The 22,079-nt window shown below is 71.7% G+C and carries 17 protein-coding genes; 6 read left to right on the top strand and 11 right to left on the bottom strand.

Annotated features, from left to right (window positions below; translation table 11 throughout):
* Window positions 1-4 precede the first annotated feature (4 nt).
* From ftsW to rsmH, 8 genes are all read right to left on the bottom strand, one after another.
* Window positions 5-1,300 carry a putative lipid II flippase FtsW gene (gene ftsW / locus DEJ48_RS28880; protein WP_411757550.1) on the bottom strand — a complete coding sequence of 432 codons (1,296 nt, stop codon included), beginning with the start codon at window positions 1,298-1,300 and terminating at the stop codon, window positions 5-7.
* A gap of 64 nt (window positions 1,301-1,364) precedes the next feature.
* Window positions 1,365-2,780 carry a UDP-N-acetylmuramoyl-L-alanine--D-glutamate ligase gene (murD, locus tag DEJ48_RS28875; protein WP_411757549.1) on the bottom strand — a complete coding sequence of 472 codons (1,416 nt, stop codon included), beginning with the start codon at window positions 2,778-2,780 and terminating at the stop codon, window positions 1,365-1,367.
* Window positions 2,781-2,785: 5 nt separating this feature from the next.
* A complete protein-coding gene (mraY, locus tag DEJ48_RS28870) occupies window positions 2,786-3,856 on the bottom strand; it encodes a phospho-N-acetylmuramoyl-pentapeptide-transferase (protein ID WP_055565239.1) in 1,071 nt (356 codons plus the stop codon).
* Window positions 3,853-5,283 (bottom strand): UDP-N-acetylmuramoyl-tripeptide--D-alanyl-D-alanine ligase, encoded by a 1,431-nt coding sequence (locus DEJ48_RS28865; RefSeq protein ID WP_150219135.1) that lies wholly within the window; start codon window positions 5,281-5,283, stop codon window positions 3,853-3,855. The genes mraY and DEJ48_RS28865 overlap by 4 nt, the downstream gene beginning before the upstream one ends.
* 4 nt (window positions 5,284-5,287) lie before the next feature.
* A complete protein-coding gene (locus DEJ48_RS28860; protein WP_150219134.1) occupies window positions 5,288-6,940 on the bottom strand; it encodes a UDP-N-acetylmuramoyl-L-alanyl-D-glutamate--2,6-diaminopimelate ligase in 1,653 nt (550 codons plus the stop codon).
* Window positions 6,941-6,959: 19 nt separating this feature from the next.
* Window positions 6,960-8,924 (bottom strand): peptidoglycan D,D-transpeptidase FtsI family protein, encoded by a 1,965-nt coding sequence (locus DEJ48_RS28855; RefSeq protein ID WP_317850935.1) that lies wholly within the window; start codon window positions 8,922-8,924, stop codon window positions 6,960-6,962.
* Window positions 8,925-8,929: 5 nt separating this feature from the next.
* Window positions 8,930-9,526, bottom strand: a complete 597-nt coding sequence (locus DEJ48_RS28850; protein WP_150219132.1) for a septum formation initiator family protein — start codon at window positions 9,524-9,526, stop codon at window positions 8,930-8,932.
* 48 nt (window positions 9,527-9,574) lie between these two features.
* Window positions 9,575-10,534 carry a 16S rRNA (cytosine(1402)-N(4))-methyltransferase RsmH gene (gene rsmH / locus DEJ48_RS28845; protein WP_150219131.1) on the bottom strand — a complete coding sequence of 320 codons (960 nt, stop codon included), beginning with the start codon at window positions 10,532-10,534 and terminating at the stop codon, window positions 9,575-9,577.
* Between the two features lie 421 nt (window positions 10,535-10,955).
* Between rsmH and DEJ48_RS28840 the strand changes: the two genes are divergently transcribed.
* The 4 genes from DEJ48_RS28840 (at window position 10,956) to DEJ48_RS28825 (ending at window position 16,615) form a co-directional block, all read left to right on the top strand.
* Window positions 10,956-11,510, top strand: a complete 555-nt coding sequence (locus tag DEJ48_RS28840) for a beta-class carbonic anhydrase (protein WP_190537653.1) — start codon at window positions 10,956-10,958, stop codon at window positions 11,508-11,510.
* A 239-nt stretch (window positions 11,511-11,749) separates the two neighbouring features.
* Entirely contained in the window at window positions 11,750-12,772 is a 1,023-nt protein-coding gene (locus tag DEJ48_RS28835) for an AAA family ATPase (protein ID WP_150219129.1), read from the top strand.
* Window positions 12,772-14,139 carry a DUF58 domain-containing protein gene (locus DEJ48_RS28830; RefSeq protein WP_150219128.1) on the top strand — a complete coding sequence of 456 codons (1,368 nt, stop codon included), beginning with the start codon at window positions 12,772-12,774 and terminating at the stop codon, window positions 14,137-14,139. The genes DEJ48_RS28835 and DEJ48_RS28830 overlap by 1 nt, the downstream gene beginning before the upstream one ends.
* A gap of 49 nt (window positions 14,140-14,188) precedes the next feature.
* Window positions 14,189-16,615: a DUF3488 and DUF4129 domain-containing transglutaminase family protein gene (locus DEJ48_RS28825; RefSeq protein WP_150219127.1), complete on the top strand. Its 2,427-nt coding sequence runs from the start codon at window positions 14,189-14,191 to the stop codon at window positions 16,613-16,615.
* Window positions 16,616-16,798: 183 nt separating this feature from the next.
* On the opposite strand, the gene DEJ48_RS28820 is transcribed toward DEJ48_RS28825, so the two are convergent.
* The 3 genes from DEJ48_RS28820 to DEJ48_RS28810 form a co-directional block, all read right to left on the bottom strand.
* Entirely contained in the window at window positions 16,799-17,212 is a 414-nt protein-coding gene (locus tag DEJ48_RS28820; protein ID WP_150166839.1) for a DUF3040 domain-containing protein, read from the bottom strand.
* A 275-nt stretch (window positions 17,213-17,487) separates the two neighbouring features.
* Window positions 17,488-18,321 (bottom strand): methyltransferase, encoded by an 834-nt coding sequence (locus DEJ48_RS28815; RefSeq protein WP_190537652.1) that lies wholly within the window; start codon window positions 18,319-18,321, stop codon window positions 17,488-17,490.
* A gap of 99 nt (window positions 18,322-18,420) precedes the next feature.
* The gene (locus tag DEJ48_RS28810; protein WP_150219126.1) at window positions 18,421-18,969 is read right to left on the bottom strand and encodes an SAV_6107 family HEPN domain-containing protein; all 549 of its coding nucleotides are present in this window, start codon (window positions 18,967-18,969) and stop codon (window positions 18,421-18,423) included.
* A 187-nt stretch (window positions 18,970-19,156) separates the two neighbouring features.
* On the opposite strand from DEJ48_RS28810, the gene DEJ48_RS28805 reads away from it, so the two are divergent.
* Both DEJ48_RS28805 and DEJ48_RS28800 read left to right on the top strand, forming a co-directional pair.
* Window positions 19,157-19,996, top strand: coding sequence for an ATP-binding cassette domain-containing protein (locus DEJ48_RS28805; protein WP_223832240.1), 840 nt, complete (start codon window positions 19,157-19,159; stop codon window positions 19,994-19,996).
* On the top strand, window positions 19,968-22,052 hold the full coding sequence (locus DEJ48_RS28800; RefSeq protein WP_150219125.1) for a YhgE/Pip domain-containing protein: 2,085 nt from the start codon (window positions 19,968-19,970) through the stop codon (window positions 22,050-22,052). The genes DEJ48_RS28805 and DEJ48_RS28800 overlap by 29 nt, the downstream gene beginning before the upstream one ends.
* Window positions 22,053-22,079: the final 27 nt, after the last annotated feature.

Below are 22,079 nucleotides of genomic sequence, written 5' to 3'. Positions count from 1 at the left end.
AAATTCACCGCTCTCCGGACGAACGCGCCTTGACGCGCCGTCGCATCGTGTTCCATCTCACCCGAGGTTGCCGCATGGCCAGGGCCGCCTTCGCCGCCGGGTCCGATCGCGCGAAGGCGATGAGGAGTCCGATGGCGAACATGGTCGGCAGCAGGGCCGAACCCCCGTAGGAGAACAGCGGGAGCGGGACACCGGCGATCGGCAGCAGACCGAGCACCGCACCGACGTTGATCACGGCCTGCGCCGTGATCCAGGTGGTCACGCCTCCCGCGGCATACCGTACGAAGGGGTCCTCCGTGCGTCCGGCCACGCGGATACCCGCATAGCCTAGAGCCGCGAACAGGGCGAGCACCGACAGTGTCCCTGCCAGGCCGAGTTCCTCCCCGGTGATGGCGAAGATGAAGTCGGTGTGCGGTTCAGGCAGTTGACCCCATTTTTCCACACTCGCGCCGAGTCCGGAACCGAAGAATCCGCCGGAGGCCAGGGCGTAGATGCCGTGCACGGCCTGCCAGCACTGGTCGCCGGGGCCCGGATCCGTCGCGCCGATGCAGGCGAGCCTGGCCATGCGGTTGGGGCTGGTCTTGATGAGGATCACACCGAGGAGCGCCGCGATGCTGAGCACCCCCGCGAAGAGCCGGGTGGGCGCTCCGGCCAGCCAGAGCAGCCCGAAGAGGATCGCGGTGAGGATGATCGCCGTGCCCATGTCGCCGCCGAGCATGATGAGTCCGAGCAGCATGAAGGCGACCGGGACGAGCGGCACCAGCATGTGCTTCCACTGGGCCAGGAGCCGCTTGTCGTGCTTGCGCGCGAGCAGGTCGGCGCCCCACAGGACCAGGGCGAGCTTGCCGAACTCGCTGGGCTGGAGCTGGAACGGGCCGCCCAGGTAGATCCAGTTCTGGTTGCCGTTGACGCTGCGCCCTATCCCCGGGATCTGCACGAGGGCCATCAGGAAGACGGTCACCGCGAGGATCGGGTAGGCGAGCGCGCGGTGCAGCTTGATCGGCATCCGCATGGCGACCAGGAGCAGGATGGTGCCGAGCACGGCCGCCACGAACTGCTTGCGGAAGAAGTACGAGGCGGGCAGGTTCAGCTGCAGCGCCTGGATCATCGAGGCCGAGTAGACCATCACCAGGCCGAGCACGGTGATGAGCAGGCTGCTGCCGAAAATCAGGTAGTACGCGGTGAGCGGCCTGTCCCAGGCCTTGCGGGCCCTGTTGAGGAGCCGCCTGGGCCCGCTCTCGCCCGGAGGCTGGGAGGCTCCTCTGGCGCGTACCGGAGCCGGTCGTCTGGCGACCCGCACGGATGACCTGGCCACGTTCCCCTCCCAAGGGTGTGCCCGGCGCCCCGCCGGGCGGAAAGCCCGGTCAGGCGCTCGTGGAGCCGAGCTCGCGGACGGCGTCCGCGAACGCTTCACCACGCTTGTTGTAGTTGGTGAACATGTCCATCGACGCACAGGCCGGAGCCATCAGCACGGTGTCCCCCGGCTGGGCAAGATCCGCCGCCCGGCGTACCGCTTCGGACATCGCACCAGTGTCGGTCCAGTCGAGGTCGACGACCGGGACCTCGGGCGCGTGTCGCGCGAGGGCTTCCCGGATCAGCTCGCGGTCGGCGCCGATGAGGACGGCGCCGCGCAGCCGCTTCGCCGCGTTCTTGACGAGTTCGTCGAAGGTGGCGCCCTTGGCGAGGCCGCCCGCGATCCACACGATCGACTCGTACGCCGCCAACGACGCCTCGGCGGCGTGGGTGTTGGTGGCCTTGGAGTCGTCGACGTACGCGACGCCCTCGACGTCGGCGACGTGTTCGATGCGGTGGGCGTCCGGGCGGAAGGCCCGCAGACCGTCGCGGACGGCCGTCGCCTGCACGCCGAAGGCGCGGGCGAGGGCCGCCGCGGCCAGCGCGTTGGCGATGTTGTGCGGCGCGGGCGGCTGGACGTCGGAGATCTCGGCGAGCTCCTGGGCCTGCTTCTGGCGGTCCGGCACGAAGGCACGGTCGACCAGGATGCCGTCCACGACGCCCAGTTGCGAGGGCGCGGGCGCGTTCAGCGTGAAACCGATGGCGCGGCAGCCCTCTTCGACGTCGGCCTCACGGACCAGGTCCTCGGTCGCCTTGTCGGCGACGTTGTAGACGCAGGCGATCGTGTTGCCCTCGTAGATCCGCCCCTTGTCGGCGCTGTACGCCTCCATGGAGCCGTGCCAGTCCAGGTGGTCCGGCGCGAGGTTGAGGACCGTCGCGGAGTGGGCGCGCACCGAGGGCGCCCAGTGCAGCTGGTACGAGGAGAGCTCGACGGCGAGCACGTCGTACGCGTCGTCGCCCTCCAGGATCACGTCCACGATCGGGGTGCCGATGTTGCCGACGGCCGCCGTGCGCAGGCCGCCCGCCGTCAGGATCGAGGCGAGCATCTGCGTGGTCGTGGTCTTGCCGTTGGTGCCCGTGATGGCGAGCCAGGGTGCCGCGTCGGGGCCGCGCAGGCGCCAGGCGATCTCGACGTCGCCGACGACGTCCACGCCCGCTTCCGCGGCCGCCGCGAACAGCGGCGAGGTGGGCTTCCAGCCGGGCGAGGTGACCACGAGGTCGGTGCCCGCGGGCAGCGTCTGCGCGTCCCCCAGCCGTACGGAGATGCCCTCGTCCTCCAGAGAGGCGGCACGCTCCCGGTGCGCCTCTGAGGAGCCGCCGTCCACGACGGTGACGCTCGCGCCGAGGCCGGCCAGGGCGCGGGCGGCGCTGATGCCGCTCACGCCGAGACCGGCGACGGTGATGTTCTTGCCCTGCCACTCGGACACAGTGGTCACTTTTCGGCTGCCCATCCCGCGTAGAAGAGTCCGAGGCCGACGATCACGCACATGCCCTGGATGATCCAGAAGCGGACCACCACAAGGACCTCGGACCACCCCTTGAGTTCGAAGTGGTGCTGGAGCGGCGCCATCCGGAAGACGCGCTTGCCGGTCAGCTTGAACGAGCCGACCTGGATGACGACCGACATGGTGATCATCACGAAGAGGCCGCCGAGGAGCGCGAGGAGCAGCTCCGTGCGGGAGCAGATCGCGAGTCCTGCGAGCGCGCCGCCGAGGGCCAGCGATCCGGTGTCACCCATGAAGATCTTGGCGGGCGAGGTGTTCCACCACAGGAAGCCGAAGCAGGCGCCCATGAGCGCGGAGGCGACCACCGCGAGGTCGAGCGGGTCTCTCACCTCGAAGCACGCCTGGGGGTTGGTCAGGGTGACCGCGTTGGCGCAGGACTCCTGGTACTGCCAGACGCCGATGAAGGTGTAGGCGCCGAAGACCATCACGGAGGCGCCGGTGGCGAGGCCGTCCAGACCGTCGGTGAGGTTCACGCCGTTCGACATCGCGAGGATCATGAACAGCGCCCAGACCACGAACAGGACCGGCCCGATCGACCAGCCGAAGTCCGTGACGAACGACAGCTTGGTGGAGGCCGGGGTCTGGTTGCGGTTGTCCGGCCAGTTCAGCGCGAGCACGGCGAAGCCGATGCCGACGATCAGCTGACCGGCCATCTTCGCCTTGGCTCGCAGACCGAGCGAGCGCTGCTTGACGATCTTGATGTAGTCGTCGAGGAAGCCGACGAGGCCCATGCCCGCCATCAGGAAGAGCACCAGCAGCCCGGAGAGCGTCGTCTCCGTGCCGGTGATGACCTTCGTGAGGAAGTACGCGATGAGCGTGGCCAGGATGAAGGCGATACCACCCATGGTCGGCGTACCGCGCTTGCTGTGGTGCTCGCGCGGGCCGTCGTCCCGGATGAACTGGCCGTAGCCCTTGCGGGCCAGGAGCTTGATCAGCAGCGGGGTACCGACCAGGGTCAGGAAGAGCCCGATCACACCCGCGAAGAGGATCTGCCTCATCGGCCGGAGACCTGCCCCTCAGAAGACACCGCGGCGTCGTCGAGAAGCGCCGTGGCGACCTTCTCGAGACCGACCGATCTGGACGCCTTCACCAGTACGACGTCTCCCGCGCGCAGCTCGCTGCGCAGCAGGTCGATCGCCGCCTGTGCGTCGGACACGTGCACCGACTCCTCACCCCACGAACCCTCGTTGTATGCGCCCAGTTGGAGCCAGGACGCTTCCCTGCCCCCGACTGCCACGAGCTTGCTCACGTTGAGCCGGACGGCAAGGCGTCCGACCGCGTCGTGCTCGGCGAGCCCCTCGTCCCCGAGCTCGGCCATGTGGCCGAGCACCGCCCACGTACGGCCCCCCTTTGCCTGTGAGGCTTTGCCCATGGCCACGAGCGCGCGCAGGGCGGCTCGCATGGACTCGGGGTTCGCGTTGTAGGCGTCGTTGACGACCGTCACGCCGTCGGGGCGCTCGGTGACCTCCATCCGCCAGCGGGACAGCGTGCCCGCCTCGGAGAGCGCGAGGGCGATCTCGTCCACGGACATGCCCAGCTCATGGGCGACGGCGGCCGCGGCAAGCGCGTTCGACACGTGGTGCTCACCGTACAGCCGCAAGGTCACGTCGCTGCACCCGGAGGGTGTGTGCAGCGTAAAAGCAGGCTGTCCGTTCTCTGTGAGCCGGACATTTTCCGCCCGTACGTCGGCGTCGTCGGACTCCCCGAAGAGGAGGACGCGGGCCTTCGTGCGGGAAGCCATGGCGCGGACGAGCGGGTCGTCGGCGTTGAGGATCGCGGCCCCGTCCGCGGGCAGCGACTCCACCAGCTCACCCTTCGCGACCGCGATCTGCTCGCGGCCGCCGAACTCGCCGATGTGGGCGGTGCCGACGTTCAGGACGAGCCCGATCTTCGGCGGGGTGAGTCCGGTGAGGTACCGGATGTGGCCGATTCCGCGCGCTCCCATCTCCAGGATGAGGAAGCGCGTCTCGTCGGTGGCGCTGAGCGCGGTCAGCGGGAGGCCGATCTCGTTGTTGAACGAGCCGGGGGTGTAGACCGTGGGCGCCTTGCGCTGGAGCACCTGCGCGAGGAGGTCCTTGGAGCTGGTCTTGCCGACCGAGCCCGTCAGCGCCACCGTGACGGCGCCGAGCCGCTCCACGACGTGGCGCGCGAGGGCTCCGATGGCCGCCTGCACGTCGTCGACGACGACGGCGGGCACGCCGACGGGGCGCGACGCGAGCACGGCGACGGCGCCCGCGGCGACCACGTCGGCCGCGTAGTCGTGGCCGTCGACGCGCTCGCCGACGAAGGCGACGAAGAGGCTGCCGGGCTCCACCTCACGGGAGTCCCGGACGACGGGCCCGGTGACCTGGACGGCCGGATCCGGTATGTCGTACGTCTGCCCGCCGACGACGTCTGCGATCTCGGCGAGGGAGAGGGCGATCACAACTTCATCCCTGGGTTTGCTGGATAGCTTCGCGAAGCACCTGGCGGTCGTCGAAGGGACGCACCACCCCGGCGATGTCCTGTCCCTGCTCGTGGCCCTTGCCCGCGACCAGGACGGTGTCGCCCGGCTGCGCACGGCGGACGGCGGCGCGGATGGCGGCGGCCCGGTCCTCGAAGACGGCGACGTCGCCGCGCTCGTGGGCCGGCACGTCGGCGGCGCCGGCGAGCATCGTGGCGAGGATCGCGAGGGGGTCCTCGCCACGCGGGTTGTCCGATGTCAGTACGGCGGTGTCGGCGAGGCGGGCCGCGGCCGCGCCCATCGGCATCCGCTTGGTCTTGTCGCGGTCGCCGCCGCAGCCGAGCACGATGTGCAGCTTGCCCTCGGTGACCTTGCGCAGCGCGCGCAGGACCGATTCGACGGCGTCCGTCTTGTGCGCGTAGTCGACGACGGCGAGGTAGGGCTGGCCCGCGTCGATGCGCTCCAGGCGGCCGGGCACGCCGGGCACCGCGGCGACGCCGTCGGCGGCCTGCTGGGGGTCGATCCCCGCGACGGCCAGCGAGACGATCGCGGCGAGGGTGTTGGCGACGTTGAAGGGGCCCGCGAGCGGCGACTTGGCGTTGATCCGCTCGCCCTTGGGTCCGACGGCGACGAACGTCGAGTCGAGCGGCCCGACCTCGACGTCCTCGGCACGCCAGTCGGCGTCGGGGTGGCCCTCGGCGGAGAAGGTGGTGACGGGCACCTCCGACTCGGTGATGAGCCTGCGCCCGTACTCGTCGTCGAAGTTGACCACGCCGACCCGGGAGCGCAGCTTGGTGAACAGCTGCGCCTTGGCCTGGAAGTAGTCCTCCATGCCGGAGTGGAACTCCATGTGCTCCGGGCTGAGGTTGTTGAAGACGGCGACGTCGAAGACGCAGCCGTCCACCCGGCCGAGCACCAGCGCGTGGCTGGAGACCTCCATGGCGACCGCCTCGACGCCGCGTTCGCGCATCACCGCGAACAGCGCCTGGAGGTCGGTGGCTTCGGGGGTCGTCCGCTCCGACTTGATGCGCTCGTCGCCGATGCGCATCTCGACCGTGCCGATGAGCCCCGTCGAGCGCACGCCCTTGAGACCGCCCTCGATGAGGTACGCGGTCGTGGTCTTGCCGGACGTGCCGGTGATGCCGATCTGCAGGAGGTCGCGTCCTGGGTGGCCGTAGACCGTCGCGGCGAGCTCGCCCATGACGGCGCGCGGGTCGTCGACGACCAGGACCGGCAGGCCGGTGGCGGCCGCGCGCTCGGCACCCGTCGGGTCGGTGAGCACCGCGGCGGCGCCGAGGTCGGCGGCCTGCGCGACGAAGTCGGCGCCGTGCATGCGGGCGCCGGGCAGCGCGGCGTAGATGTCGCCCGGGCGGACGGCGCGCGAATCGTGCGTGATGCCCGTGATCTGCGCGCTGCCCGGGTCGGCGACGCCCAGCCGGCCGGCGAGGTCGGTCAGCGAGGTCGGCGAGACCCGGTCCGGCCGCGGCGGTCCCGGATAGGTCACGGGAGCGCCCTTCTGGGTGGTTTGGGACTGATCAGCGTGTGGCACGGCGGTGAGCGTACCGGGCGTACCCCTCTCGGAGCGAAGTGAGGGGCGTGCCGGGGGGCGGTTCCCCGGGTCGGGGGTGATCGTTGTCACGGGTGGTTCCTGGTCGGTCTCAGGGCTTGAAGGTCACCGGCAGACGGGCCGGGCCGGTTCCGGTGGGCGGGACTTGGAGCGTCTTGAGGGCGAACTCCATGACCTCCTTGTAGATGGGACCGCAGATCTGGCCGCCGAAGTAGCTGCCCTTGGTGGCGTTCTGGATCGCGCAATAGACCGTCACGCGCGGCTTGTCGGCGGGGGCGAAGCCGGCGAACGACGACGTGTAGCCCTTGTAGCGGCCGGTCTCGGGATCGACCCGGTTGGCCGTACCGGTCTTGCCCGCGACGCGGTAGCCGGGGATGCGGGCCTTGGTGCCGGTCCCCTCCTCGTCGTCGACGACGGACTCCAGCATCTGCGCCACGGTCTTCGCGGTCTTCTCACTGACGACCCGGTTCTTCTTCGGCTTGGGCGCCGGCGTGAAGCGGCCGTCCGCGCCCTTCGTGCCGCGCACCAGGGTGGGTTCGATGCGTACGCCCCCGTTGGCGATGGTCGAGTAGACGGAGGCGGCCTGCATGGCGTTGAGGGAGAAGCCCTGGCCGAAGGGGATCGTGAACTGCTGCGAGGTGGACCACTTGGCGGGGCGCGCGAGGATGCCGGACGTCTCGCCGGGGAAGTCGAGCCCGGACTCCTTGCCGAGGCCGAACTCGCGCAGGTACTTGTAGAGGACCTTGTTGACGTCCTTCTGCGTCTTGCCCAGTTCCCCGGTGGCGAGGATCGTGCCGATGTTGGACGACTTGGCGAGGACGCCGTTGAGCGTCAGGTGCCAGGTGGGGTGGTCGATGTCGTCCTGGAAGAGGCGGTCGCCGCGGTGCAGCCGGTTGGGCACCGTCACGCGCGTACCGGGCGTCGCCGCCTCCTCCTCAAGGACGGCGGCCATCGACATGACCTTGGCGGTGGAGCCGGGCTCGAAGGCGTCCTGGAGCGCGGCGTTGCCGAGGGCCGCGCCGTTGGCCTGCGAGAGGTCGTTCGGGTCGAAGCCGGGGGCGTTGGCCATGGCCAGGACCTCGCCGGTCCGGGTGTCCTGCACTATCACGTAGCCACGGTCGGCCCTGGACTTCTTGACCTGCTCGCTGATCGCGTTCTGCGCGGCCCACTGGATGTCGCGGTCGATGGTGAGCTCGACGTCGGAGCCGGGCACGGCGGGCGTCTCCGTGGAGCCCGCGGTCGGCACCCGGCGGCCGCCGGACTGGGCGTAGCGGATCTTGCCGTCCTCGCCCGCCAGCTGCTTGTCGAGCTGCGCCTCCAGGCCGCCCGCGCCCTTGCCGTCGGAGTTGACCCAGCCCAGTATCCCGGCGCCCAGCTCGTCGTTCGGGTAGACCCGCTTGCTGCTCGGGTCGGCCAGGACGCCGGCCAGCACGTTCGGGGAGGCCGGGTCGGCGCCCGCCCGCTCGGCGAGCGCGCCGCGCAGGTCCTTGATCTGCTTCCACACCTGCGGGGTCTGGCGGCGGGCGAGCAGGACGTAGCGGGTGTCGGGGGTCTTGAGCTTCTTGGTGAGCTCGGCGGTGTCCTTGCCGAGGATGGGGGCCAGGAGCGCGGCCGCCTGTTCGGGCGCGTCCTTGGTCTTGGCCTCCTTCGGCGTGAAGAGGGTGGGGTCCGCCGTGATGTCGTACGCGTCGACGCTGGCGGCCATCTCGACGCCGCCGCGGTCGGTGATGCGCCCGCGCTCGGCGGCGAGGGTGTGGGTGAAGTAGCGGTTCTTCTCGGCCTTGGCGGCGTACGCGCTCGCGTCGACGGCCTGCACCTGAAGGAGCCGTACGACGAAGGCCAGCATCACCAGCGTGAGGCCGAGGCTGACCATGCGCAGGCGCGGCCGGGGGCTGCCCAGGCGGATGGTGCGGGCCTTGGTCCTTCCCTTGGCCGCGGGGCGGCGGGCGGCGGGGCGGCCGCCCGGTGCCGGTCGGCGCGGCGCGCCGGACCGTGCGGGCCTGACGGGCCTCGCGGGTCCTGGCACCCGGCGCCGCGGGGGTTCCCTGTCGGACACTTGCGTCACCTGCCGGAGGTCGTCGTGGGCCGGGGAGTCGTGGGGGCCTGGGCAGCAGGCGTCTCGGCGGGCTGCGCGGGCGTCTGGGCGGGCTGCTCGGGCGGCGGTGCGGCGGAGGACGAGAGGGCCGGGTCCGGGGCCGCGGGTGACGCCGGGGGCGTGACCGGGACGGAGACGGAGGCGGCGGGGGACGCGACCTCCTGCGGGCGGGGCGCGGGGTACGACAGCGAGGAGGGGCGGGCCGCGGTGCCGGGGACGCCGCGCACGGTGCCGTCGGGGTTCAGGAAGGCCGGGTCGCCGCCGGGGACCATGCCGAGCTCCTGGGCGCGGCGCTGCAGGGCGTCGGGGGCGGCATAGCCGTCGACCTCCCGCTGGAGCTCCTGCTCCTCCTCGGTGAGGTCCTTGGTCTCCTTCTTCAGCTCGCTCAGCTGGAACGAGCCCTCGTTGAGGGAGGAGTTCAGGATGAGCAGCGCGATCAGGCCGCCGCCGAGGAGCAGGACGACGAGGAGCACGAAGGGAGTCCGTGCGGCCTGGCTCGGGCCCTGGGGCAGCAGCCGCGCGAGGCGGGCGGCCCTCCCCCGCAGCTCGGGCTTCTTGCTCATGGAGCCTCCTCGCGGCCTGAAGATCAGCGGGTTCTGCGCGGAGCAGGGCTATCCGACGTCTTCGCGGATGCGCTGGGCGCCCCGCAGCCGGGCCGGCGCCGCCCTGCGGTTCTCGGCGACCTCCTCCTCGGTGGGGAGTTCGGCACCTCGGGTCAGGAGCTTGAGCCGCGGCTGGTAGCGCTCGGGGACGACGGGCAGGCCGGGCGGCGCGGTCGTGGCGGCGCCGGCCGCGAACACCTGCTTGACGAGGCGGTCCTCCAGCGAGTGGTACGAGAGGACGGCGATCCTGCCGCCGACGGCGAGCGACTTCACGGCCGCGGGGACGGCCCGCTCCAGGACGCTCAGCTCGCCGTTGACCTCGATGCGCAGGGCCTGGAAGGTGCGCTTGGCGGGGTTGCCGCCGGTGCGCTTGGCGGCCTGCGGCAGGGAGTCGCGGATGAGCTCGACAAGCCGTGCGCTGTTGCTGAACGGCTCCTTCTCGCGCTCGCGCACGACGGCGCTCACGATGCGCTTGGCCTGCTTCTCCTCGCCGTACGCCCGCAGGATCCGCACCAGTTCGCCCGGCGCGTAGGTGTTGAGCACCTCGGCCGCGCTGACGCCGGTCGTCTGGTCCATGCGCATGTCGAGGGGGGCGTCCTGGGCGTACGCGAAGCCGCGGTCCGCCTCGTCGAGCTGCATGGAGGAGACGCCGAGGTCGAAGAGGACGCCCTGGACGCGCGGGATGTCGAGGCGGTCGAGCACGTCGGGGAGTTCGTCGTAGACCGCGTGGACCAGGGTGGCCCGGTCGCCGTAGGGGGCGAGGCGTTCGCCGGACAGGCGCAGCGCCTCCTTGTCGCGGTCCAGGGCGACGAGGCGGACCGAGGGGAAGGTGGCGAGGAGGGCCTCGCTGTGGCCGCCGAGGCCCAGGGTGCAGTCGACGACGACGGCGCCCGGCTCGGCGAGCGCGGGGGCCAGCATGTCCAGGCACCTCTGAAGCATCACCGGGACGTGTCGGCTGTTGTCGCTCAAGGGGCCCTCTCAGGTCCGGCGCGGCGTGCGTACGCACCGCCGGGCCCCCACCCGCTCCGTGAAGGGGAATGGACTGCTGGCGCCGGGGAAGTGGCGTCAGCCGACCGGGAGCGGGAGGAGGCCGAGCCGTACGTACGCGCCGCGCACGTGGGGGGATTCAGGGAATCCCCGGGATGTGCGGTCCAGCAGGGAGCAGGTCACGTCTCCCGCTTCGCGTCACTTTAGTCCACCGTGTCTCCCGGTCAATCAACCGGCCTGCGCGTCGCGGCGGGGTCCCCGACGGGGGGACGAGAACCGGCTGGACCACCCGTTCGGCCGCATCCTCCACGCCCTGTGGGTTAGCTCACAACAAGAGTCTTTGACGTTCTTTGTCCCTCCTCACAGCGGGCCCGGACGATCAGCGCGCATTAACGTCATAGCCATGTCGACTTCCGCAGCCTCCCCGGACCGCACGCCCGACACGCCAGACGCCATAGGCGCCGGAGACGTCACCGACCGCCTCGTCGAAGCCAACGGAAAATACGCCTCCCGGTTCACCGACCCCGGCATGGACGCCCGCCCCGTCCTGCAGGTCGCCGTCGTCGCGTGCATGGACGCCCGTCTCGACCTGCACGGTGCCCTCGGTCTCGAACTCGGTGACTGTCACACCATCCGCAACGCGGGCGGCGTGGTGACCGACGACGTCATCCGCTCCCTGACCATCAGCCAGCGCGCGCTCGGCACCCGCAGCGTCGTGCTGATCCACCACACCACCTGCGGCCTCGAGTCCCTCACCGAGGAGTTCCGGCACGACCTGGAGATGGAGGTCGGACAGCGCCCCTCCTGGGCGGTGGAGGCCTTCCGCGACGTGGACCAGGACGTGCGGCAGTCGATGGAGCGCGTGCGGACCTCGCCGTTCCTGCTGCACACGGACGACGTCCGGGGTTTTGTGTTCGACGTGAAGACAGGGTTGCTGCGGGAGATCGACCCCGCCTGACCGACAAAGGGCGTGACTGACAAAGGGCCGCAAGGTCCGGCAAATCGCCGCCAGTTATCCACAGGCGAGTGACACGACCCGGTATGCCCAACAACAATGCGGGGGTGGCATCACGCGGAACCATTCCCGCGTGCTGCCGATGAATTCTGGGTGGACCGGGTCGTGCGCGCGAGCGTCCGGCCCGGACATGGGGTATCCCCTGCTCCTCGTGAGCTCGGGGAAGGGCCGAGGAGGGCCGGGTGACGACCTATGACGATCGAGCGAGCCTCACAGATCTGACCACGACCGCGGAGCGTGTCCGCAGGTCGGTGGAGGGTGTGATCGAGGGCAAGCCAGAGGTCGTACGGCTTTCGCTGACTGTGCTCCTGGCGGAGGGGCACCTGCTCATCGAGGATGTGCCGGGCGTGGGCAAGACCATGCTCGCCAAGGCACTCGCGCGGTCCATCGACTGCTCCGTGCGGCGGATCCAGTTCACACCGGATCTGCTGCCGTCGGACATCACCGGGGTGTCCATCTTCGATCAGCAGCGCAGGGACTTCGAGTTCAAACCGGGGGCGATCTTCGCGCAGATCGTGATCGGCGACGAGATCAACCGCGCGTCTCCGAAGACGCAGTCCGCGCTCCTGGAGTCCATGGAGGAGCGCCAGGTCACCATCGACGGGCAGACGTACGAACTGCCGAGTCCCTTCATGGTGGTGGCCACGCAGAACCCCGTGGAGATGGAGGGGACCTACCCCCTGCCCGAGGCGCAGCGCGACCGCTTCATGGCGCGCGTCTCGATCGGCTATCCGGGGCCGGAGGCCGAGCTGCAGATGCTCGACGTCCACGGCGGTGTCTCGCCCCTGGACGACCTCCAGCCGGTGGCGCACGCGCACGAGATCGTGAAGCTCATCGACGCGGTGCGCACGGTCCACGTGGCCGAGCCCGTGCGCAGGTACGCGGTGGACCTGGTCGGCGCGACCCGCAACCACCCGGACCTGAGACTCGGGGCGTCTCCGCGCGCGACGCTGCACCTGCTGCGCGCGGCCAAGGCCTCCGCCGCCCTCAGCGGCCGTGAGTTCGCGCTGCCGGACGATGTGCAGGCCCTGGCCGTCGCGGTCCTCGCGCACCGTCTGCTGCCCACGGCGCAGGCCCAGTTGAACCGGCGCACCGCCGAATCCGTCGTCCAGGAGATCCTGCAGCACACCCCGGTGCCCGCCGCGGTGCAGCCCGGTCCGGGCGCCTACTTCAACCAGCAGCCGCCCGGCGCCCGGAGGCTGTGATGACGGCCGGGGGGAGGCCGGCGGGCCCCGCCGAGGGCGAGAAGGGCGGGGTGCGCACGGCTCTCGCGGGACTGACCACCCGCGGCCGCTCCTTCCTCGCGGCCGGCGTCGCCGCCGCCATCTGTGCCTATGTGCTCGGCCAGAGCGACCTGCTGCGCGTCGGGCTGCTGCTCGCCGTACTGCCCCTGGTGTGCGCCACCGTCCTGTTCCGCACCCGGTACCGCGTGGCGGGCAGCCGCAGGCTGTCCCCCGCGCGCGTGCCCGCCGGTTCGGAGGCCCGCGTCCATCTGCGGATGGACAACGTCTCGCGGCTGCCCACCGGGCTGCTGATGCTCCAGGACCGGGTGCCCTACGTGCTCGGGCCGCGGCCCCGGTTCGTCCTGGACCGCGTGGAGGCGGGCGGACGGCGCGAGGTGTCCTACCGCGTCCGCTCCGACCTGCGCGGCCGCTATCCGCTGGGCCCGCTGCAGCTGCGCCTGACGGACCCGTTCGGCATGTGCGAACTGACGCGCTCCTTCTCGACGTACGACACCCTGACGGTCATCCCGCGCGTGGAGGCACTGCCTCCGGTGCGGCTGACCGGCGAGGCGAAGGGGTACGGCGACGGGCGCAACCGCTCGCTGGCCCTGGCCGGCGAGGACGACGTCATCCCGCGCGGCTACCGACACGGCGACGACCTGCGCCGGGTCCACTGGCGCTCCACGGCGCGCTACGGCGAGCTGATGGTGCGCCGCGAGGAACAGCCGCAGCGCGCCCGCTGCACGGTGCTCCTGGACACCCGGAGCGCCGGGTTCCGGGGCGCGGGGCCCGACTCGGCCTTCGAGTGGGCGGTCTCGGGCACGGCGTCGACCCTGGTGCACATGCTCGAACGGGGCTTCTCGGTGCGCCTGCTGACCGACACGGGCGCCTCGGTGCCGGGCGAGGGCTCGGACGGGTTCGCGGGGGCCAGCCAGGAGTCGGCGGACGCGGCCGGACTGATGATGGACACCCTCGCGGTGGTCGACCACTCGGACGGCGCCGGGCTCTCCCGGGCGTACGACGTGCTGCGCGGCGGGAACGAAGGGCTCCTCGTCGCCTTCCTCGGCGACCTGGACGAGGAGCAGGCCGCGGTGGTCGCCAAGATGCGCAGGCGCAGCGGCTCCGCCGTCGCGTTCGTACTGGACAGCACGGCGTGGGCGCAGGGCCAGGGTGCTCTGCCGTCCGCTGCGGGTGAGTCGTGCGTGCAGATGCTCCGGGAGGCGGGCTGGGCGGCGCTGTCGGTGCCGCCGGGGGCGGGCTTCGCTGACCTGTGGCGGCAGGCGGACCACGCCCGCTCGGCCGCGGGCCCGGCTCCCGCGGCGGGCACGACGACCGGGGGTTGGGCATGAACGGCCGGGGCCGTTGGACCGTGGAGAACAGTGACATGGGGGAACTTTCATGAGCGGACGCGCGCGGCTCGCGGTCTGCGCCACGGCGGCCACGCTGATGGCGTCGGGCTCGCTGCTGCCGCTCGTCGATCCGGCGACGTGGTTCCTGCAGGCGATCGTCCTGCTCGTACTGCAGAGCGGGGTGGGCGCGCTGGCCCGGCGGGTGCCGCTGGCCAGGCCGCTCACGGTGGCGGTACAGGCGCTGGTGTCGCTGTTCCTGCTGACGCTGGTGTTCGCCCGGGAACAGGCGCCGGCGGGCATCGTGCCGGGACCGGACGTGTTCCGCCGGTTCGGCCTGCTTCTGGAGGCGGGCGGCAACGACGTCAGTCAGTACATGATCCCGGCGCCGCTGAGCGACGGCATCCGGCTGATGCTGGTCGGCGGCGTGCTGGTGATCGGCCTCGCGGTGGACGCGCTCGCGGTGACCTTCCGTACGGCGGCACCCGCCGGACTTCCGCTGCTCGCCCTCTACTCGGTCGCGGCGGGCCTCTCCGACGGCGGCGCCGGGTGGCTGTGGTTCCTGCTGGCCGCCGCCGGGTATCTGCTGCTGCTCCTGGCCGAGGGCCGGGACCGGCTCTCGCAGTGGGGCCGTGTCTTCGGCGGCGCGGCGCGCACGCCGGGGCGGGTCACCGGAGGCCTGGAGAGCAACAGCGGCGCGCTCGCCCCGGTCCGCACGGGGCGCCGCATCGGGGCGGTCGCCCTCGGCATCGCCCTGGTGGTGCCGCTCGCGCTGCCCGCCCTGGACGGCGGTCTGCTCGACGGCTCCGGCGGCGCGGGCGGTGACGGTTCGGGCGGCGGCGGAACGATCTCGGCGGTCAATCCGCTGGTGGCCCTCCAGGACAGCCTGAACCAGCCGGAGGACCGCGAGGTCCTGTCGTACCGCACGAACGCCGAGACGACCGACGAGATGTATCTGCGGATCGTCTCGCTCGACCAGTTCGACGGCACGACGTGGAAGACCACCGTCCGGCGCATCCAGGACGTGCCGTCACCGCTGGAGACCCCCCAGGGCCTGCGTCCCGACGTCCGCAGGACCGAGATCCAGACGAACATCGCGGCCGCCGACAGCTACGCGCAGAACTGGCTCCCGATGCCGTTCCCCGCCAGCCAGGTGGAGATCGACGGCCGCTGGCGGTACGAGCCGGTGGGCCGCGCCCTCGTCGGCGACCGGGGCCAGACCACGCGAGGCGCGCAGTACAAGGTGAAGAGCCTGGTCGTGGAGCCCACGGCCGAGCAGCTCGCGGCCGCGCCGGAGCCGCCCGACGATCTGCGGCGCGAGTTCACGAAGGTGCCGGACTCGCTGCCTCAGCTGGTCGCGGAGCGGGCCCGGCAGGTCACCAAGGGCGCCGGGAACCAGTACGAGCAGGCGGTCAAGCTCCAGGACTACTTCGCCTCGGACGGCGGGTTCACGTACAACACCCAGGTACGCGCGGGCAGCGGCCCCTCGGCGATCGAGCGGTTCCTGAAGCAGAAGGAGGGCTTCTGCGTCCACTTCTCCTTCGCGATGGCCTCCATGGCGCGGACGCTGGGGATACCGGCGCGGGTCGCGGTGGGCTTCACCCCTGGCACCGCCGCGGGGGACGGTTCGATGTCGGTCGGGCTGCGCGACGCGCACGCCTGGCCCGAGCTGTACTTCGAGGGCGTGGGCTGGACCCGTTTCGAGCCGACGCCGAGCCGCGGCACGGTGCCGGACTACACACGCGCGGACGTCCCCTCCGGTGACACGGACGACCCGGACGCCCCGGAACCCACCACCTCGTCCGAGCCCTCCACGGCGCCGTCCGCCTCGGACACCTGCCCGCCCGACCAGAAGAAGCAGGGCGGCTGCGCGAGCATCGCTCCGGCGATCGCGACCGGATCCGGCGGTGACGGTTCGCCCATCCTGATGATCGTGGGCATCGGCCTGGCGGCGCTCCTCGTCCTCGCTCTGCCGCTGCTGCCGTTGCTGTGGCGGACCAGGGTCCGGGCCGCGCGCCTGGGGTCGGGGGCGCGCACCCCGGCGGAGGCGGCGGCGCGGACGCTGGCCGCCTGGCTGGAAGTGACCGATTCGGCCTGGGACCACGGCATTGCGCCGGACGAGTCACAGACCCCCCGGAAGGCCGCCGCGCGGATCGTCCGCGTGGGGCAGCTGACCAGCGGTCCCGCGGAGGCCGTCCACCGGGTGGCGGCCGCGGTGGAGCAGGTGCTGTACGCGCCGAACCCGCAGCCCGTGGCGGGGCTCGCCGAGGACGTCCGGCGCGTCCATGACGGCCTGAACGCTTCGGTGAGCCGGCTGACGCGACTGCGTGTGACGCTCGCGCCGCGTTCGGCCGCACGGGTGGTGTGGGCTGTCTCGGACCGGTGGACCGCGTTCGGTGAGCGCTGGCGCGAGCGGGCGACCAAGCGGTGGTCGGTGCTCGCACGGAAGCTGCCGCGACGGGCCGGCCAGCAGGGCTGAGCCCGTCGGCCGGGAAGGCTGAGGCCGTCGGACCGGGACGGCCGAGGCCCGGGTTTCACCCGTGTGAGGCCCGGGCCGTGCATGCGTGAGGCCGATCCGTACATGCGTGAGGGGCGGCCACCCGGTGGGTGGCCGCCCCTCACGCATACCTACGTCTGTTCGGTCAGTCGTGAACCGCCGGGCTCACTGACCGCCCTGCTGTTCGTCGCGGCGACGCTGCCATCGCTGCTCGATACGGTTCATGACGGAGCGGCGCTGCCTCGCCTGCCGCGGGGCCGCGGCCCCGCCTGGCGCGGCGGCCGTGCCCGAAGCCTGCTCGCCCGGTTTGGGCGCCTTGCGCCAGCCGGTGACGGCGAGCACCGCGCAGCCCAGCATGACGAGGAACCCCACCACGCTGATCCAGATCTGCTGGGCGACCATTCCGGACATGAGAAGGGCGATGCCCACAAGGAAGCCCACGACCGCTTGGTAGACCCGCTTCCGGGTGTACGTGCGCAGCCCGCTTCCCTCAAGCGCTGTCGCGAACTTGGGATCTTCGGCGTACAGCGCTCGCTCCATTTGCTCGAGCATGCGCTGCTCGTGCTCCGAGAGCGGCACGGAGTCCTCCTCATCGTGCAGTCGCCGGGGCGACCGGGGGTCCCCTTCAGGATAGGCAGGGAATCGCCCCCGTGAAACCCGCCCCTCTACGCCAACTTCGCCAAACCGGACCTTCACTCCGCTCCGGCTCGCTGAAGCGTGCATTCCCCAGCGGCCGAACCGTCATGCAGAACGGTGTCCCTCGATCATACGGCGCCCGTAGCCCGTTCGGGGGGCCTGTGGCGTACTCCATGTGCGGCTGCGTCCCTGATCAGCAGGTGAGCCACGGCAGCAGCTCAGGCCCCGGACGCCTCCCGCGCCTCACCGAGCACGTGCAGCTGAGTGGCCACGGCATGGAAAGCGGGCAGCTCGGCCGCGGCGGCCTCCAGCTGCAGGAGGGCCTCCATGGCGCCCGGCTCGGTGTCCACGAGGACGCCGGGGACCAGGTCGGCGAAGACCCGGACGCCGTGCACCGCGTCGACGCGCACGCCCGCGGACTCGACGAGCGCGGTGAGCTGCTCGGCGGTGAACCGCCTCGGCACGGGGTCGCCCGCGCCCCAGCGCCCCGCCGGGTCGGCGAGCGCGGTCTGCGCCTCCTTGAAGTGCCCGGCGAGGGCCCGGGCGAGGACGGCGCCGCCGAGGCCCGCCCCGAGCAGGCTGAGGATGCCGGCGGGGCGGAGCGCGTCGACGGCGAGGCGCACGCCCTCGGCCGGGTCGTCCACGTACTCCAGGACGCCGTGGCACAGGACCGCGTCGAAGCCGCCCCGCTCGACGACGTCGAAGAGGCCGAGGACGTCGCCCTGGACGCCGCGCACCCGGTCGGCGACGCCGGCCTCGGCGGCCCTGCGCTCCAGCGCGAACAGCGCGTTCGGGCTGGGGTCGACGACCGTGACGCGGTGGCCGAGTTGGGCGACGGGCACGGCGAAGTTGCCGCTGCCGCCGCCGGTGTCGAGCACGTCGAGCTCGGTGCGCGACTCCCTGCCGGTCACCTTGACCCGGCGGTCGAGGGCGTCCTTCAGGACGTCCCAGACCACTGCCGTACGAAGAGCGGCACGCGGACGAGGGGTGTCGGAGCGCAGCGACGCCGTCTGCGGGTGATGGGAGGCGGATGGGCGCATCGGGTCCGACACGGCAGGTGACTCCTCGGCGCATGGGGTGCGGATATGTCTCCACCTTATTGCCTGCGCCGTGGTGCCCCGGTCACGTGTCCCACCGTGCGGACGCGCCGGTCAGCCCGCGTCCGGCGGCTCCCGGCCCGCGTCCTGGGACTCCTGCCGGGGCTGGGGCAGCACGGGCTGGAGCACGAGCATCCGCTCGACGATGCGCAGGAACATCGCGACGTCGCGGAGCAGGTCGTCGGCGTCGCGTGCGGTGGCGGCGGCCGCTATGCCCGCCTCGGCGCGTGCCCTGCGGGCGGCGCCGGAGGCGAACAGGGCGCTCCACTCGGTCAGTTCGGGGGCTATCTCGGGGAGGACTTCCCAGGCGCTGCGGATGCGCTGCCTGCGGCGCGCGGTCGTCTCGGGGCGGCCGCGGGCGGCGAGGACGGCGGCCGCGGTGCGCAGGGCGGCGAGGTGTGCGGTGGCGTACCGCTCGTGCGGGGCTTCCAGGCGGGCGGCCTCGTCGAGTCCGGCGCGGGCCTGGGCGAGCAGTTCGAGGGCGGCGGGCGGGGCGGTCGCGCGGCGCAGGACGGGGTGGACATCGCTCGCCGGGCCGGTCAGTGAGGGAGCAGGGCCGACGGCGCGGTGCCGGCGGGCGGCTGCTGCGGAAGTGCTGGCCATGACGAACCTCCTGTCGTCGTGTGACGGCGCAGTGGCCGTATGTGCCCATCGTGGAGTACGCCACTGACAATCGGCTCTGAACTGGGCCTTTGCCTCGATCGCGGGTTCGGGCTTACTTTTGTACTGACCAGTCAGTTCAAAAGCCGGTGCGCGATGCGCCCGGTGCGACGAAGGGGCAGGGGGGACTGTGGACGGTCCGACCGACGGCGTGCGGGGAGCCGCCGTCACCGCCGAGGACTTCGGACTCAAGGGTCCGCGCGGCTGGGCGTTCCGCGGCATCGGGTTCCGTGCGGAGCCCGGGTCGCTGATCGCGCTGGAGGGCCCTTCGGGGTCGGGCCGCACGTGTCTACTGCTCGCGCTGACGGGACGTATGCGTGCCACCGAGGGCAGCGCGTCAGTGGGCCGCTTCCGGCTGCCGAAGCAGCTGGCCGCGGTGCGCGGGATCAGCGGGCTCGGGCCGGTGCCCGGTGTCACCGACCTCGACCCGGCCCTGACCGTCGCCGAGCACCTGCACGAACGCGCGCTCCTGGAGCGGCGGTTCGGGGGATCGCTGCGCGGGCTGCTGCGGCCGCGCGCCGAGCGACGGAACGAGACGCGGCTGCGTGTCGACGCCGCGCTGGCCGCCGCCGGGCTCGACCTGGAGTCGCTGCCCAAGGGGCGCCGGACCGCCGTGCGCGACCTGGAGAGGCTCGAAGTGCTGCGGCTGTCCGTGGCGCTGGCCCTGATCGGCCGCCCGCGCGTGCTGGGCGTCGACGACACCGACCTGAAGCTCTCCGACGCCGAACGGGCCGAGGCCTGGGGCATGCTGACGTCCCTCACGGACCAGGGCACGACCGTCGTGGCGGTGTGCAGCGAGGCGCCCGACGGCGCGGTCGTGGTCCGCACCGGCGCGCGTCCCGACGAGGCCCGGCGCGGCTCATCCGAAGACCCGGGCGACGCCCGACCCGACGACGACCGACTCGGCGACGACCGCCCCGACGACGACAAGGAGACGGCGGATGCGCTCGCCGAAGCTCGCCGCGCTTGAACTCAGGCGCTTCGGCAGGGGGAAGCTGCCGCGCGCCGCGCTCGTCGCGCTCCTGCTGCTGCCGCTGCTGTACGGAGCCCTGTACCTGTGGTCCTTCTGGGATCCCTACGGCCGCCTCGACCGCATCCCCGTGGCGCTCGTCAACGACGACAAGGGAGCCACCGCCCAGGGCAAGAAGGTCACGGCGGGCGACAACATCGTCGAGGGGCTGCGCGACAGCAAGACCTTCGAGTGGCACGAGGTGAGCGACACCGAGGCGCGCAAGGGCGTCGAGGACGGCACGTACTACCTGTCCCTGACGATGCCCACGGACTTCAGCAAGCGCATCGCGTCGAGTTCGGGGGACTCTCCGGAGACGGGCGCCCTGCGGGTCCGTACGAACGACGCCAACAACTACATCGTCGGGCAGATCTCGCGGACGGTCTTCTCCGAGGTGCGCTCCGCCGCGTCCACGAAGGCATCGCGCTCGTTCCTCGACAAGATCTTCATCTCGTTCTCCGACATCCACGGGGCGACGCAGAAGGCCGCCGACGGCGCCGACAAGCTGGACAGCGGCATCGGCAGGGCGAAGAAGGGCTCCAAGGACCTCGCGAACGGCCTCGGCGACGCCAAGGAGGGCAGCGGCAAGCTGGCCGACGGGATCGAGAAGCTCGACAAGGGCGCGGGCAGGCTCCAGACCGGCTCGAAGAAGGTCGCGGACGGCACGCAGAAGCTGGCCGACAAGGTCAACGGGACTGCGGACCAGGTGCGGCCCTTCCTGAAGGACAACGGCAAGACGATCGGGGACACGGCGCAGCTCGTCGCCGACTCCTCCAAGGCGATGCGCCGCAACCTGTCCACCTGGGTCAAGCTGGCGCCCGCGGCGGCCGAAGGTGCCAAGGACGGCTCCCGGATCATCGGCGACTTCTACCGCGAGCAGTGCGAGAAGGCCCCCGTCCCCGACCCCCACTGCGCACGGTTCAAGAAGGCCAAGACGGCCGCCGAGAACGTCTCGACCATCGCGGACGACATGAACGCCGTGATCAAGGACCAGAACAGCGACGTCAAGCAGCTCGACAAGCACCTGGCCACGCTGCAGAAGAAGTCCCAGGCGCTCGCCGACCGCGCCCCGCACCTCGACGAGGACCTCGACACCGCCGTCACTCAGATCAACGACCTCAACAAGGGCGCGGGCGAGGTCGCCAAGGGCGCCAAGAAGATCCACACGGGTCTCGGCACCGCCCACACCGGCGCCACCGACCTCGACACGGGCATCGGCAAGCTGGAGACCGGCGCCGATGACCTCAAGGGCGGCATGTTCAAGCTGGCCGACGGCTCGTCGAAGCTGTCGGGCGGGCTGCACGACGGCGTCAAGAAGATCCCGGACTACGACAAGAAGGACCGCGACGAGCGCACCGGCGTCATGGCCGACCCCGTGCAGCTCGCCTCCCAGTCGCTGCACAAGGCGCCCAACTACGGCACCGGATTCGCCCCCTACTTCATCCCGCTCTCCCTGTGGGTCGGCGCGATGGTGGCGTACATGTTGATCCAGCCGCTCAACCGGCGCGCGCTCGCCGCGGGCGCCTCCGCGTGGCGCATCGCGCTCGCCGGCTGGCTTCCGGTGGCCGCCCTGGGGGTGCTCCAGACCGCGGCCCTGCTCTCCGTACTGCACTGGGGCATCGGTCTGCAGATGGAGCGGGCGGCAGGCACGGTGGGCTTCCTCTGCCTCGTGACGGCGTGCTTCGCGGCGATCGTGCAGTGGCTCAACGCCCGCTTCGGAGCGGCCGGACGGATCCTCGTCCTCGCGGTGCTGATGCTGCAGCTGACGTCGGCGGGCGGTACGTACCCCGTTCAGACGAGCCCCGGCTTCTTCAGCGCGATCCATCCCTTCCTGCCCATGAGTTACGTCGTCGAGGCTCTCCGGAGACTCATCACGGGCGGCGGACTCGGTCCCGTCTGGCAGGGCTGCGCGGTCCTGACCGCCTTCACCCTGGGCGCCCTCGCACTGACCGCGCTCTCCGCGCGCCGCAAGCAGGTGTGGACCCTCGACCGGCTGCACCCGGAGCTGACGCTGTGAGCGGGGCCGACCCGCTCAGCACGGCGG

This window comes from Streptomyces venezuelae (assembly GCF_008642315.1).
In the GTDB taxonomy this organism is placed as follows: Bacteria; Actinomycetota; Actinomycetes; order Streptomycetales; family Streptomycetaceae; genus Streptomyces; species Streptomyces venezuelae_D.
This window is presented reverse-complemented; position numbering and strand designations above follow the sequence as displayed.